The sequence below is a fragment of the Ornithinimicrobium sp. CNJ-824 genome (assembly GCF_001942405.1).
Taxonomy (GTDB): Bacteria; Actinomycetota; Actinomycetes; order Actinomycetales; family Dermatophilaceae; genus Ornithinicoccus; species Ornithinicoccus kibberensis.
Window position 1 is genome coordinate 15,225 of the sequence record NZ_MKKA01000004.1, and the last position, 14,174, is coordinate 29,398.

Below are 14,174 nucleotides of genomic sequence, written 5' to 3' on the forward strand. Positions count from 1 at the left end.
GTGGTGGCAGGGGCGGCCTCCGTCGCCGCCCCGACGCCGGTCGCCACGGGGGCGCTCGGCCTGGGCCTCCTCGCGGGCCAGCTCCTTGGCGGTCAGGTCGCCCTTGTAGATCCAGACCTTCACGCCGATGCGGCCGAAGGTCGTCTTGGCCTCGTAGAAGCCGTAGTCGATGTTCGCCCGGAGGGTGTGCAGGGGCACGCGGCCCTCGCGGTAGAACTCCGAGCGCGACATCTCGGCACCGCCGAGGCGGCCCGAGACCTGGATCCGGATGCCCTTGGCGCCGGCGCGCAGGGACGACTGCAGGCCCTTGCGCATGGCGCGCCGGAAGGTCACGCGGGCAGCGAGCTGCTCGGCGACGCCCTGGGCGACGAGCTGGGCGTCGACCTCGGGGTTCTTGACCTCCAGGATGTTCAGCTGGACCTGCTTGCCGGTGAGCTTCTCGAGCTCGCCGCGGATGCGGTCGGCCTCGGCGCCGCGGCGGCCGATGACGATGCCGGGGCGCGCGGTGTGGATGTCGACCCGCACGCGGTCCCGGGTGCGCTCGATCTCGACCTTGGAGATGCCGGCGCGGTCCATGCCCGTGGACAGGAGGCGGCGGATGGCCACGTCCTCCTTCACGTAGTCGCGGTAGCGCTGACCCGGCTTGGTCGAGTCGGCGAACCACCGGCTGCGGTGGTCCGTCGTGATGCCCAGGCGGTAGCCGTTCGGGTTGATCTTCTGCCCCATCAGCGGGCACCTCCCTTGTGGGTACGCGGAGCGACGATCACGGTGATGTGGCTCGTCCGCTTGTTGATGCGGCTGGCGCGGCCCTGGGCGCGCGGCCGGAACCGCTTCATCGTCGGACCCTCGTCCACGTACGCGGACGAGACCACGAGCTCGCTCTCGTCGAAGGCGGTGCCCGTCTGGTCGGCGGCGAACCGCGCGTTGGCCACGGCGCTGTTGAGCACCTTGAGCACCGGGTCGCTGGCGCTCTGCGGCGCGAACCGCATGAGCGCGACGGCCTCGGGGATGCTCTTGCCGCGGATCAGGTCGACCACGCGGCGCGCCTTCATCGGCGTCACGCGGACGAACCGGGCCTGCGCCCTGGCTTCCATGGTCTGTCCTTCGCTGGTAGTGGTGCTCAACGTCGGCGGCCCTTCTTGTCGTCCTTCTCGTGACCCTTGAACGTGCGGGTCGGAGCGAACTCGCCGAGCTTGTGGCCGACCATCGACTCGGTCACGAAGACCGGGACGTGCTTGCGGCCGTCGTGCACGGCCAGCGTGTGGCCGAGCATCTCGGGGGTGATCATCGACCGGCGGGACCAGGTCTTGATGACGTTCTTGGTTCCGGCCTCGTTCTGGGCGTCCACCTTCTTGGTGAGGTGGTCGTCGACGAACGGGCCCTTCTTCAGGCTGCGAGGCATCTGTCGTTACTCCTAGCTCAGCGCTTCTTGCCGCGACGACGCACGATGAGCTTGTCGCTGGGCTTGTTGGGCTTGCGGGTGCGGCCCTCGGGCTGACCCCACGGGCTGACCGGGTGCCGGCCGCCGGAGGTCCGGCCCTCGCCACCACCGTGCGGGTGGTCGACCGGGTTCATCACGACACCGCGGACGGTGGGGCGCTTGCCCTTCCACCGCATCCGGCCCGCCTTGCCCCAGTTGATGTTGCTCTGCTCGGCGTTGCCGACCTCGCCGACGGTGGCGCGGCAGCGCGCGTCGACGTTGCGGATCTCCCCGGAGGGCATGCGCAGCTGCGCCATCTTGCCCTCCTTGGCGACCAGCTGGACGCGGGTCCCGGCGGACCGGGCGATCTTGGCGCCGCCACCGGGCCGCAGCTCGATGCAGTGCACGACGGTGCCGACCGGGATGTTGCGCAGCGGCAGGTTGTTGCCGGGCTTGATGTCGGCGGAGGGACCGTTCTCGATCACGTCGCCCTGGCGCAGCTTGTTCGGCGCGATGATGTAGCGCTTCTCGCCGTCGGTGTAGTGCAGCAGCGCGATGCGGGCGGTGCGGTTCGGGTCGTACTCGATGTGCGCGACCTTGGCGTTGACGCCGTCCTTGTCGGCCCGGCGGAAGTCGATCACGCGGTAGGCACGCTTGTGGCCACCACCGATGTGGCGGGTGGTGATCCGGCCGGAGGCGTTGCGGCCGCCGGTCTTGCTCAGCGGGCGGACCAGCGACTTCTCCGGCGTGGTGCGGGTCACCTCGACGAAGTCCGCCACGCTGGAGCCGCGTCGGCCCGGCGTCGTCGGCTTGTACTTACGGATAGCCATGTGGGTTGCAGTCCTTTAGCTCTAGACCCTCGGCGCTCAGAGCGTGCCGAAGATGTCGATGGTGCCGTCCTTGAGCGTGACGATCGCGCGCTTGACGTCCTTGCGGCGGCCCGTCCCGAACCGCGTGCGGCGCGACTTGCCCGGGCGGTTCAGGGTGTGGACCGAGGAGACCTTGACACCGAAGACGTTCTCGACGGCCTTCTTGATCTCGGACTTGTTGGCGCGCGGGTCGACCAGGAAGGTGTACTTGCCCTGGTCCAGCAACGCGTAGGACTTCTCGGAGACGACCGGCGACAGCAGGATGTCGCGGGGGTCCTTCTGCACGGGGGTGCTCACTTCTCCTCCTCGGTGGCCGGGGCGGCCGTGCCGGCGCGGGACACGTAGGCGTCCAGCGCGGCCTGGGTGAAGACCACGTCGTCGGCGCACAGCACGTCGTAGGTGTTGAGCTGGTCGACGAAGAGCACGTGCACGTCGGCGAGGTTGCGCAGGCTCTTGAGCCCGACCTCGTCCGCACGGTCGATGACCACCAGCAGGTTGGGCCGCTCGGTCAGGCCCGACAGGGCCGCCCAGGCGGCGCGGGTCGAGGGGGCCTCCCCCTCCACCAGGGCGGACAGGACGTGGATGCGTCCGTGGCGGGCCCGGTCGGACAGGGCGCCGCGCAGCGCGGCGGCCTTCATCTTCTTGGGCGTCCGCTGGGCGTAGTTGCGCGGCTGCGGGCCGTGGACGATGCCACCGCCGGCGAACTGCGGGGCGCGCACCGAGCCCTGGCGGGCGCGGCCGGTGCCCTTCTGGCGGTAGGGCTTGCGCCCGCCGCCGCGGACCTCGCCGCGCGTCTTGGTGGCGTGCGTGCCCTGGCGGGCCGCGGCGAGCTGGGCCACGACGACCTGGTGGATCAACGGCACGTTGGTCTGCACGTCGAAGAGCTCGGCGGGCAGCTCCACGGTGCCCGCCTCACCGCCGGTCGGCTTGGTGATGGAGACAGTCGTCATCGAGGTCACGCCCCCTTCGCGGCCGTGCGGACCAGGACGATGCCGCCGCGGGGGCCGGGGACGGCACCCTTGATCAGCAGCAGACCCTTGTCGGCGTCCACGGCGTGGATGGTCAGGTTCGGGGTGGTCTGGCGCACGCCGCCCATGCGGCCGGCCATGCGCAGACCCTTGAAGACCTTGCCCGGGGTGGCGCAGCCACCGATCGAGCCAGGCTTGCGGTGGTTGCGGTGGGCACCGTGGGAGGCGCTGACGCCGGAGAAGCCGTGCCGCTTCATGACGCCGGCGAAGCCCTTGCCCTTGGTGGTGCCGGTCACGTCGACCCGCTGCCCACCCTCGAAGGCCTCGACGGTGATCTCCTGACCGAGCTGGTAGTCGCCCGCGTCGGAGGTGCGCAGCTCGACGAGGTGGCGGCGAGGGGTGACCCCGGCCTTCTCGAAGTGCCCGCGCAGCGGCTGGGTGACCTTGCGGGGGTCGACGGCGCCGAAGCCGATCTGCACGGCGTCGTACCCGTCGGTCTGCTGGTCGCGGACCTGGGTGACGACGCACGGGCCGGCCTTGACGACCGTCACGGGCACGAGGCGGTTGTCGGCGTCCCAGACCTGGGTCATGCCGAGCTTCTCGCCGAGGACGCCCGTGACGGCGCGCGTGTTCGTGGTGGTAGCAGTCATCGTCATACTCACAGCTTGATCTCGATGTTGACGTCCGCCGGCAGGTCGAGGCGCATCAACGAGTCGACCGCCTTGGGCGTCGGGTCGACGATGTCGATGAGCCGCTTGTGGGTGCGCATCTCGAAGTGCTCGCGGCTGTCCTTGTACTTGTGGGGCGACCGGATGACGCAGAAGACGTTCTTCTCCGTCGGGAGCGGCACCGGGCCGACCACGGTGGCGCCGGCACGGGTCACCGTGTCAACGATCTTGCGCGCCGAGCTGTCGATGACCTCGTGGTCATAAGACTTCAGCCGGATGCGGATCTTCTGTCCCGCCATCGCTTGTCTGACTCTCTCTCGTCGTCCTACAGAACATTCCTGGACCGTCGGCCGCCCTGGACCAGGCACCGACCCCCGCGGTCGGGCGTGTCGCGCCTCCTGCGGAGGTGTCCCACGCTCGCTCGCGCTACTTCATCGGGCTGGTGTCCGTCCCGGCGACCACCGGGGCTTGCGCTGCCGTCGCCCGCGCTCCTTCCGTGTCCCGGGGCAGCTGCCCCGACCACGACGATCGCGCGTGCCGGACGGCTGGCGACGCACACACGGGTGCGCGTCACGCGTCAAGCAACCTGCCTAGTGTGCCACGAAGCGGTGGCGCACCCCAAATCCGCCCGGCCGGGCCCCCGGGAGGGTGGGTCGTCCGGGTGTCCGCCCGGTCAGCTCTCCTGCTTGATGGCGGAGATCTCGAACTCGAGGCTCACCTTCTCCGACACCAGCACCCCGCCGGTGTCCAGGGGCATGTTCCAGTGCAGCCCGAAGTCCCTGCGGTTGAGCCGGCGGGTGGCCTCGAAACCGGCCCGCAGGTTGCCCATGGGGTCGCGCTGCACCCCGAGCAGGGCGATCGGGATGGCCACCTGCTTGGTGACCTCCTTGATGGTCAGGTCCCCCACGACCATGAAGTTGCCCTCCTCGACCTCGTCGATGGTCGAGGAGACGAACCGGATGTCGGGGTAGCGCTCGGCGTCGAAGAAGTCGATGGAGCGCAGGTGCTCGTCCCGCTGCTCGTTGTTCGTGGTGACGCTCGCCGTGCCCAGCCGTACCTCCACCCGGGACGCGGAGACGCTCTCGGCGTCGACGTGGATGGTCCCCTCCACGTCGGTGAACGTGCCCCGCACCGTGGTGACCATGGCGTGCCGGGCGGAGAAGCCGATGCGCGTGTGGCCCGGGTCGAAACGCCACACGCCCGCCATCGCTGGGTCGAGGTCGGCCACGAGACTCCTCCTGTTGTCATGGTCGCCCGCACCCGTTCCGGCGCGGTACTGCTGTCCTTGGGCAGCGTACCTGCCAGCGGCCCGGAAGACCGGGAGGACACCAGGACCAGGACATGCAGCAGGCCCCCGCCACCGGGTGGGTGGCGGGGGCCTGCTGGACCGGGAGGGGGCAGGTCACTTGAGGATCTTGGTGACCCGGCCGGCGCCGACGGTGCGGCCACCCTCGCGGATGTTGAACATCAGGCCCTCCTCCATGGCGATCGGCTGGATCAGCTCGACGCGCATGTCGGTGTTGTCACCGGGCATGACCATCTCGGTGCCCTCGGGCAGGTGGCACACGCCGGTGACGTCGGTGGTCCGGAAGTAGAACTGCGGACGGTAGTTGTCGTAGAACGGGGTGTGCCGGCCGCCCTCGTCCTTGGACAGGATGTAGGCCTGCGCCTCGAACTCGGTGTGCGGGGTGATCGAGCCCGGCTTGACGACGACCTGGCCGCGCTCCACCTCCTCGCGCTTGGTGCCGCGCAGCAGCAGGCCGACGTTCTCGCCCGCACGGCCCTCGTCGAGCAGCTTGCGGAACATCTCGATGCCGGTGACGGTGGTCTTCATCGAGGCGTCCTTGATGCCGACGATCTCGACCTCCTCGTTGACCTTGAGGATGCCGCGCTCGATACGACCGGTGACGACGGTGCCACGACCGGTGATCGTGAAGACGTCCTCGACCGGCATCATGAACGGCTTGTCCAGGTCGCGCTCCGGCTCCGGGATGTACTCGTCGACGGTGTCCATGAGCTCCAGGACGCTGTCGACCCACTTCTGCTCGCCCTCGAGGGCCTTCAGCGCCGAGACGCGCACGACCGGCAGGTCGTCGCCGGGGAACTCGTAGGAGGACAGCAGCTCGCGGACCTCCATCTCGACGAGCTCCATGATCTCCTCGTCGTCGACCATGTCGGACTTGTTGAGCGCCACGACGATGTAGGGGACGCCGACCTGGCGGGCCAGGAGGACGTGCTCCTTGGTCTGCGGCATCGGGCCGTCGGTGGCGGCGACCACGAGGATCGCGCCGTCCATCTGGGCCGCGCCGGTGATCATGTTCTTGACGTAGTCGGCGTGCCCCGGGCAGTCGACGTGCGCGTAGTGCCGCTTCTCGGTCTGGTACTCGATGTGCGCGATCGAGATCGTGATCCCGCGCTGCTTCTCCTCGGGCGCCTTGTCGATGCTGTCGAAGGGCGACGCCTCGTTCAGGTCGGGGTACTTGTCGTGCAGCACCTTGGAGATGGCGGCGGTCAGCGTGGTCTTGCCGTGGTCGATGTGACCGATCGTTCCGATGTTGACGTGCGGCTTGCTCCGCTCGAACTTGGCCTTGGCCACTGGGGTCCTCCTGTTGGACGGGTTGTGCTCGTCACCGGCTGGATGCCGCGACGACGTTCACTGGTTTGCTGGAAAGGTGGTGCGTCGGTCCGTCACTCCGCGGGCGGAGTGGTGGTCAGCTCACTCGCCGCGGACCTTCTTGATGATCTCCTCCGCGACGTTCCGGGGAACCTCGGCGTAGGAGTCGAACTGCATCGTGTAGTTGGCACGACCCTGGGTCTTGGACCGGAGGTCACCAACGTACCCGAACATCTCGGACAGGGGCACGACGGCCCGGACCACCTTGGCCCCGGAGACGTCTTCCATCGCCTGGATGTGCCCGCGACGGGAGTTGAGGTCGCCGATGACGTCGCCCATGTAGTCCTCGGGCGTGCGCACCTCGACGGCCATGACCGGCTCGAGCAGGACCGGGTCGGCCTTGCGTGCGGCCTCCTTGAAGGCCATCGAACCGGCGATCTTGAACGCCATCTCCGAGGAGTCGACGTCGTGGTAGGCGCCGTCGAGCAGGGTCGCCCTGACGCCCACGACCGGGTAGCCGGCCAGGATGCCCAGCTGCATGGCGTCCTGGATGCCGTGGTCGACCGAGGGGATGTACTCCTTCGGCACGCGGCCGCCGGTGACGACGTTCTCGAAGGCGTAGAGCTCGCCCTCGCCGGTGTCCATCGGCTCCAGCGCGATCTGGATCTTGGCGAACTGGCCCGACCCACCCGTCTGCTTCTTGTGGGTGTAGTCGAACTTCTCGACCTTGCGCCGGATGGTCTCGCGGTAGGCGACCTGGGGCGCGCCCACGTTGGCCTCGACCTTGAACTCGCGCTTCATCCGGTCCACGAGGATGTCGAGGTGGAGCTCGCCCATGCCGCCGATGACGGTCTGGCCGGTCTCCTCGTCGAGGCGGACGGTGAAGGTCGGGTCCTCCTGCGCCAGCTTCTGGATCGCGGTGCCCAGCTTCTCCTGGTCGCCCTTGGTCTTGGGCTCGATCGCGACGTGGATGACCGGCTCGGGGAAGGTCATCGACTCGAGGATGATCTGCTCGCTCATGTCGCAGAGCGTGTCGCCCGTGGTCGTGTCCTTGAGCCCGATCACCGCGTAGATGTGCCCCGCGGAGACCTTCTCGACCGGGTTCTCCTTGTTGGCGTGCATCTGGAACAGCTTGCCCAGCCGCTCCTTGCGCCCCTTGGTCGCGTTCATCACGGGCTGGCCCGCGCTGATCTCGCCGGAGTAGACCCGGATGTAGGTCAGGGTGCCGAAGAAGGGGTGCGTGGCGATCTTGAACGCCAGCGCCGCGAACGGCTCCTTGGTGTCGGGGGTGCGGGTGATGACGGTCTCCTCGTCGCCCGGCTTGTGCCCCTCGGTGGGGGGCAGGTCGACCGGCGAGGGCAGGTACTCCACGACGGCGTCCAGCAGGGGCTGGACGCCCTTGTTCTTGAACGCCGTGCCGCAGAAGACCGGGTTGACCTCGCCGGCCAGGGTCAGCGCACGGACGCCGGCCTTGATCTCGTCCTCGGTCAGCTCCTCGCCGCCGAGGTACTTCTCGAGCAGCTCCTCGTCGGACTCGGCGACCTTCTCGACGAGGGCGTTGTGGTACTCCTCGGCCTTGTCCTTAAGGTCCTCGGGGATCTCGCCGGTCTCGTAGGCCTCGCCCAGCGGCGTCTCCTTGGACCAGGTCAGCGCCTTCATGCTCACCAGGTCGATCATGCCGACGAAGTCGGCCTCCGACCCGATGGGAAGCTGCATGACCAGGGGGGGTCGCACCGAGCCGGTCGACGATCGTCTTGACCGAGAAGTAGAAGTCCGCGCCCATCTTGTCCATCTTGTTGATGAAGCACATGCGGGGGACGCCGTACTTGTCGGCCTGGCGCCACACGGTCTCGGACTGGGGCTCGACACCCTCCTTGCCGTCGAAGACGGCGACGGCGCCGTCGAGCACGCGCAGGTTGCGCTCCACCTCGACGGTGAAGTCCACGTGGCCGGGCGTGTCGATCAGGTTGATCTGGGTGCCCTTCCAGAAGCTGGTGACGGCCGCGGAGGTGATGGTGATCCCCCGCTCCTTCTCCTGGTCCATCCAGTCGGTCGTCGACGCGCCGTCGTGCGTCTCGCCCATCTTGTGCTTGACACCCGTGTAGAACAGGATGCGCTCGGTGGTCGTCGTCTTGCCGGCATCGATGTGCGCCATGATGCCGATGTTGCGGACCTTCGTCAGGTCCGTCAGGACGTCCTGTGCCACGGTCTCTCTCTCTGCTTGGTCGTGCTCGTCGTCGTGTGCGGCGGTCCGGGGGCGAGGGGCGAGGGGCGCGCGGCGCCCGGCGGGCGCGCGCGGCATACCCTCACCCCCGGGACGTCACCAGCGGTAGTGCGCGAAGGCCTTGTTGGCCTCGGCCATCTTGTGCGTGTCCTCGCGGCGCTTCACCGCGGCGCCGAGGCCGTTGCTGGCGTCGAGGATCTCGTTCATCAGGCGCTCGGTCATCGTCTTCTCCCGACGCTGACGGGCGTAGCCGACCAGCCAGCGCAGGGCCAGCGTGGTGCTGCGGCCCGGCTTGACCTCGATCGGCACCTGGTAGGTGGCGCCACCGACACGGCGGGACTTGACCTCCAGGGCCGGCTTGACGTTGTCCAGCGCACGCTTGAGCGTCTGCACCGGGTCCGTGCCGGTCTTGGCGCGGCAGCCCTCGAGGGCGCCGTAGACGATGCGCTCGGCGGTGGACTTCTTGCCGTCCATGAGGATCTTGTTGACGAGCTGGGTGACCAGCTGGCTGCCGTAGACCGGGTCCTGGATCAGCGGGCGCTTGGGAGCGGGGCCCTTACGAGGCATTACTTCTTCTCCTTCTTCGCGCCGTAGCGGGAGCGGGACTGGTTGCGCCCCTTGACGCCCTGGGTGTCCAGGGACCCGCGGATGATCTTGTAGCGGACGCCGGGAAGGTCCTTCACACGGCCGCCGCGGACGAGCACGATCGAGTGCTCCTGCAGGTTGTGGCCGACGCCCGGGATGTAGGCCGTCACCTCGACGCCGCTGGTCAGGCGCACACGGGCGACCTTGCGCAGGGCGGAGTTCGGCTTCTTGGGGGTGGTCGTGTAGACGCGGGTGCAGACGCCGCGGCGCTGCGGGTTGCCCTTGAGGGCCGGGGAGTCGGACTTCTTCGCCTTGTCCGAGCGGCCCTTGCGGACGAGCTGGTTGATCGTGGGCACTGAATCTCCGTCAGTCGTTGGTCTTCCGCGCTCCCCCGGGTCTGGCCGAGGGTCGCGCTCCTTGGGTTGCGCCTGTCCGGTTCCTCCGGGTCGGAGGGCCGGACACGCTGCTCTCCCCTGCACTTCCCGTCCGGACCGCCGTGGTGCATGATGAGCCCCACGGGGACCGGGCGGACTGCCCGGCGAGAGATGGTCGCTCCGGGGCCGGTCGAGGACCGGGCCACCGGCAAGCGTGCAGGGCCTGGGGCCACACACAGTTCTCCAGGGTACCGGCTGGCGGGCGCCCCGGACAAATCCCGGTGCCCGGCCCCGGTCCCCCGTCACGCCACCGCGCCCGCGCCCCCACCCGCGACGCGCGAGGGGCGGGTATGCCGTGTGCACGGCATACCCGCCCCTGGCGGTGCGTCACGCGGCCGGCCGGAGCCGACCCGTGACGTCAGTAGCGCTCGTCGCCCGCGGGCAGGTCGTCGAGGCGGACGGCCTCGCCGGTACCCTGGCCGAACGCGCCGGCGTAGTCGAAGTCCTCGTAGACCGGCGGTGCGTAGGCCTCGGCCTTGGCCTCCTCGGTCGGCTCCACCGGCAGGTTCCGGTAGCGCGGCAGGCCGGTCCCCGCGGGGATCAGCTTGCCGAGGATGACGTTCTCCTTCAGGCCGAGCAGCGGGTCGCTCTTGGCCTCCATGGCCGCCTCGGTGAGCACCCGGGTGGTCTCCTGGAAGGAGGCCGCCGAGAGCCACGAGTCGGTCGCCAGCGAGGCCTTGGTGATGCCCATGAGCTCGGGCCGGCCGGAGGCGGGGCGGCCGCCCTCGGACACGACCCGGCGGTTCTCGGCCTCGAACCGGCCGCGCTCGACGAGGGTGCCCGGCAGCAGCTCGGCGTCGCCGGCCTCGATGACCGTGATCCGGCGCAGCATCTGCCGCACGATGACCTCGATGTGCTTGTCGTGGATCGAGACACCCTGCTGGCGGTAGACGTGCTGGACCTCGTCGACCAGGTGCTGCTGGGTGGCCCGGGGGCCCAGGATGCGCAGCACCTGCTTGGGGTCGATGGCACCGGTGACCAGCTGGGCGCCGACCTCGACGTGCTCGCCGTCCTTGACCAGCAGGCGGGCCCGCTTGCTCACCGGGTAGGCGTGCTCCTCGGAGCCGTCGTCCGGGGTGAGCAGGAGGCGGCGGGTCTTGTCGGTGTCCTCGATCTCGATCCGGCCGCTGGCCTCGGCGATCGGGGCGACCGCCTTGGGGGTGCGGGCCTCGAACAGCTCGACGACACGCGGCAGACCCTGGGTGATGTCGTCACCGGCCACACCACCGGTGTGGAAGGTGCGCATCGTCAGCTGGGTGCCGGGCTCACCGATCGACTGCGCGGCGATGATGCCGACCGCCTCGCCGATGTCGACGAGCTTGCCGGTGGCCAGCGAGCGGCCGTAGCACCTGGCGCAGGTGCCGACGAGCGACTCGCAGGTCAGGACCGAGCGGACCTTGACCTGCTCGACGCCGGCGGCGACCAGACGGTCGATGACGACGTCGCCGAGGTCGATCCCGGCCTCGGCCAGCACCTCGCCGTCCTCGGAGGTGACCGACTCGGCCAGGGTGCGGGCGTAGACGGCCGTCTCGACGTCGTCGTGCTCGCGCAGCCCGCCGCTGGGGGTCCGGACCGCGATCGGCATGACGAAGCCGCGCTCGGTGCCGCAGTCGTCCTCACGGATGATGACGTCCTGCGACACGTCGACGAGACGACGGGTCAGGTAGCCGGAGTCGGCGGTCCGCAGCGCGGTGTCCGCCAGCCCCTTGCGGGCGCGTGCGTGGAGATGAAGAACTCCAGCACGGACAGGCCCTCGCGGAAGTTGGACTTGATCGGCCGCGGGATGATCTCGCCCTTGGGGTTGGCCATGAGGCCGCGCATCCCGGCGATCTGCCGCAGCTGGAACCAGTTGCCTCGGGCCCCGGAGGTCACCATCCGGTAGATGGTGTTGTCCTTGGGCATCGTGGTCTCCAGCTCCTTGGCGACCTCGTTGGTCGCCTGGGTCCAGATCTCCACGAGCTCCTGGCGACGCTCGTCGTCGGTGATCAGGCCGCGCTCGTACTGCAGCTGCACCTTGGCGGCCTTGGACTCGTAGCCGGAGAGGATCTCCGTCTTGCGCTCCGGCGTCTGCACGTCGGAGATGGCCACCGTGGTGCCCGACCGGGTCGCGAAGTGGAAGCCGAGGTTCTTCAGCGCGTCGAGGCTCGCCGCGACCTGCACCTTGGTGTAGCGCTCGGCCAGGTCGTTGACGATCGCCGAGAGCCGCTTCTTCTCCACGACCTCGTTCACGTAGGCGTAGTTCGGCGGCAGCGCGTCGTTGAAGATGGCCCGGCCCAGGGTCGTCTCCAGCTCGAAGGCGTCCACCACCCCGTCCTCGGTGGCGACGGCGCTCGGGCAACTCGTGGCCCAGCGGGGGCGCGGTGTCCGTCAGCCGCAGCCGGATCGGGGTCGCCAGTGCGATCTGCCCCGCGTCGAAGGCCATCTGGGCCTCGGCCACCGAGCTGAAGGACCGCAGGTGGCCCTGGCCGTCGGCACCCTCGACCATGCCGTCGCCGGCCTGGCCGGTCTCGTCGCGGAGGTCAGGTGGAACAGCCCGATCACCATGTCCTGGGTGGGCATGGTCACCGGACGCCCGTCCGCCGGCTTGAGGATGTTGTTGGAGGACAGCATGAGGATGCGTGCCTCCGCCTGGGCCTCGGCCGACAGCGGCAGGTGGACGGCCATCTGGTCGCCGTCGAAGTCGGCGTTGAAGGCGGTGCACACCAGCGGGTGGATCTGGATGGCCTTGCCCTCGACCAGCTGCGGCTCGAAGGCCTGGATGCCCAGGCGGTGCAGGGTGGGTGCACGGTTGAGCAGCACGGGGTGGTCGGTGATGACCTCCTCGAGCACGTCCCACACCACGGAGCGGCCGCGCTCGACCATCCGCTTGGCGGACTTGATGTTCTGCGCGTGGTCCAGGTCGACCAGCCGCTTCATGACGAACGGCTTGAACAGCTCCAGGGCCATCTGCTTGGGCAGGCCGCACTGGTGCAGCTTCAGCTGCGGGCCGACGACGATGACCGAACGGCCGGAGTAGTCGACGCGCTTGCCCAGCAGGTTCTGGCGGAACCGGCCCTGCTTGCCCTTGAGCATGTCGGACAGCGACTTCAGCGGCCGGTTGCCCGGGCCGGTGACGGCGCGACCGCGACGGCCGTTGTCGAACAGCGAGTCGACGGCCTCCTGCAGCATCCGCTTCTCGTTGTTGACGATGATCTCCGGCGCGCCCAGGTCCAGCAGCCGCTTGAGGCGGTTGTTCCGGTTGATGACGCGGCGGTAGAGGTCGTTGAGGTCGGAGGTCGCGAACCGACCGCCGTCCAGCTGGACCATCGGGCGCAGGTCCGGCGGGATGACCGGGACGCAGTCCAGGACCATGCCGGCGGGCTCGTTCTTGGTCTGCAGGAACGAGGTGACGACCTTGAGCCGCTTGATGGCGCGGGTCTTGCGCTGCCCCTTGCCGGTGGCGATGGTCTCGCGCAGCGAGGCGGCCTCGGCGTCCAGGTCGAAGGTCTGCAGACGCTTCTGCAGCGCCGCGGCGCCATCCCGCCCTCGAAGTACATCCCGAAGCGGTCCCGCATCTCGCGGTAGAGCACCTCGTCGCCCTCCAGGTCCTGGACCTTGAGGTTCTTGAAGCGGTCCCAGACCTGCTCCAGGCGCTCGATCTGCTGGTCGGCGCGGCGGCGGATCTGGTTCATCTCCCGCTCGGCGCCGTCCTTGACCTTGCGCCGCGCGTCGGCCTTGGCGCCCTCGGCCTCGAGCTCGGCGAGGTCGGACTCCAGCTTCTTGGCCCGCTCCTCCACGTCGCTGTCGCGACGGTTCTCCAGCGCCTTCTTCTCGGTCTGGATCTGCGCCTCGAGGCTGGGCAGGTCGGCGTGCCGCTGCTCCTCGTCGACGTGCGTGATCATGTAGGCCGCGAAGTAGATGACCTTCTCCAGGTCCTTCGGAGCCAGGTCCAGCAGGTAGCCCAGGCGGGAGGGGACGCCCTTGAAGTACCAGATGTGGGTGACGGGGGCGGCGAGCTCGATGTGGCCCATCCGCTCGCGGCGCACGCCGGCGCGGGTCACCTCGACGCCGCAGCGCTCGCAGATGATGCCCTTGAAGCGGACGCGCTTGTACTTGCCGCAGTAGCACTCCCAGTCCCGGGTGGGACCGAAGATCTTCTCGCAGAAGAGCCCGTCCTTCTCCGGCTTCAGGGTGCGGTAGTTGATGGTCTCGGGCTTCTTGACCTCGCCGTGGCTCCACGCGCGGATGTCGTCCGCGGTCGCCAGGCCGATGCGCAACTCGTCGAAGAAGTTGACGTCCAGCACTGTGTGCTTCCTTTTCCTCGGTATGCAGTGAAAAGTTGAGTTGGGGGGTGGGCCGCCGGGCGGGCGGTCGGGCGACGCCCGGCGGCCTGACGTTCCGGGGGGCACGCGC

11 protein-coding genes and 3 pseudogenes are annotated in these 14,174 nt (G+C 69.1%); all 14 read right to left on the reverse strand.

The window, feature by feature from the left end:
* Positions 1-12: 12 nt before the first annotated feature.
* A pseudogene (gene rpsC / locus BJF81_RS17125) lies at positions 13-726 on the reverse strand (30S ribosomal protein S3); the annotation flags it as partial.
* Positions 726-1,094: a 50S ribosomal protein L22 gene (rplV, locus tag BJF81_RS01710; RefSeq protein ID WP_075956899.1), complete on the reverse strand. Its 369-nt coding sequence runs from the start codon at positions 1,092-1,094 to the stop codon at positions 726-728. The pseudogene rpsC and the gene rplV, both read right to left, overlap by 1 nt.
* 26 nt (positions 1,095-1,120) lie before the next feature.
* Positions 1,121-1,402 (reverse strand): 30S ribosomal protein S19, encoded by a 282-nt coding sequence (gene rpsS / locus BJF81_RS01715; RefSeq protein WP_075956900.1) that lies wholly within the window; start codon positions 1,400-1,402, stop codon positions 1,121-1,123.
* Between the two features lie 17 nt (positions 1,403-1,419).
* Positions 1,420-2,250, reverse strand: coding sequence for a 50S ribosomal protein L2 (gene rplB / locus BJF81_RS01720; RefSeq protein ID WP_075956901.1), 831 nt, complete (start codon positions 2,248-2,250; stop codon positions 1,420-1,422).
* A 36-nt stretch (positions 2,251-2,286) separates the two neighbouring features.
* Positions 2,287-2,586, reverse strand: coding sequence for a 50S ribosomal protein L23 (gene rplW, locus BJF81_RS01725; protein WP_075956902.1), 300 nt, complete (start codon positions 2,584-2,586; stop codon positions 2,287-2,289).
* Entirely contained in the window at positions 2,583-3,239 is a 657-nt protein-coding gene (rplD, locus tag BJF81_RS01730; protein WP_075956956.1) for a 50S ribosomal protein L4, read from the reverse strand. The genes rplW and rplD overlap by 4 nt, the downstream gene beginning before the upstream one ends.
* 5 nt (positions 3,240-3,244) lie before the next feature.
* Complete coding sequence (rplC, locus tag BJF81_RS01735; protein ID WP_075956903.1) at positions 3,245-3,913, reverse strand: 50S ribosomal protein L3; 669 nt, start codon at positions 3,911-3,913, stop codon at positions 3,245-3,247.
* Between the two features lie 2 nt (positions 3,914-3,915).
* Positions 3,916-4,224, reverse strand: a complete 309-nt coding sequence (rpsJ, locus tag BJF81_RS01740) for a 30S ribosomal protein S10 (protein ID WP_006946210.1) — start codon at positions 4,222-4,224, stop codon at positions 3,916-3,918.
* A 374-nt stretch (positions 4,225-4,598) separates the two neighbouring features.
* Positions 4,599-5,153 carry a YceI family protein gene (locus BJF81_RS01745; protein WP_237769954.1) on the reverse strand — a complete coding sequence of 185 codons (555 nt, stop codon included), beginning with the start codon at positions 5,151-5,153 and terminating at the stop codon, positions 4,599-4,601.
* A 174-nt stretch (positions 5,154-5,327) separates the two neighbouring features.
* Positions 5,328-6,521, reverse strand: a complete 1,194-nt coding sequence (tuf, locus tag BJF81_RS01750; RefSeq protein ID WP_075956904.1) for an elongation factor Tu — start codon at positions 6,519-6,521, stop codon at positions 5,328-5,330.
* Between the two features lie 120 nt (positions 6,522-6,641).
* Positions 6,642-8,745 (reverse strand): annotated as a pseudogene (gene fusA / locus BJF81_RS01755) (elongation factor G).
* A gap of 114 nt (positions 8,746-8,859) precedes the next feature.
* Positions 8,860-9,330: a 30S ribosomal protein S7 gene (gene rpsG, locus BJF81_RS01760; RefSeq protein ID WP_075956905.1), complete on the reverse strand. Its 471-nt coding sequence runs from the start codon at positions 9,328-9,330 to the stop codon at positions 8,860-8,862.
* Positions 9,330-9,704 carry a 30S ribosomal protein S12 gene (gene rpsL, locus BJF81_RS01765; RefSeq protein WP_075956906.1) on the reverse strand — a complete coding sequence of 125 codons (375 nt, stop codon included), beginning with the start codon at positions 9,702-9,704 and terminating at the stop codon, positions 9,330-9,332. The genes rpsG and rpsL overlap by 1 nt, the downstream gene beginning before the upstream one ends.
* A 436-nt stretch (positions 9,705-10,140) precedes the next feature.
* Positions 10,141-14,065 (reverse strand): annotated as a pseudogene (locus BJF81_RS18450) (DNA-directed RNA polymerase subunit beta').
* Positions 14,066-14,174: the final 109 nt, after the last annotated feature.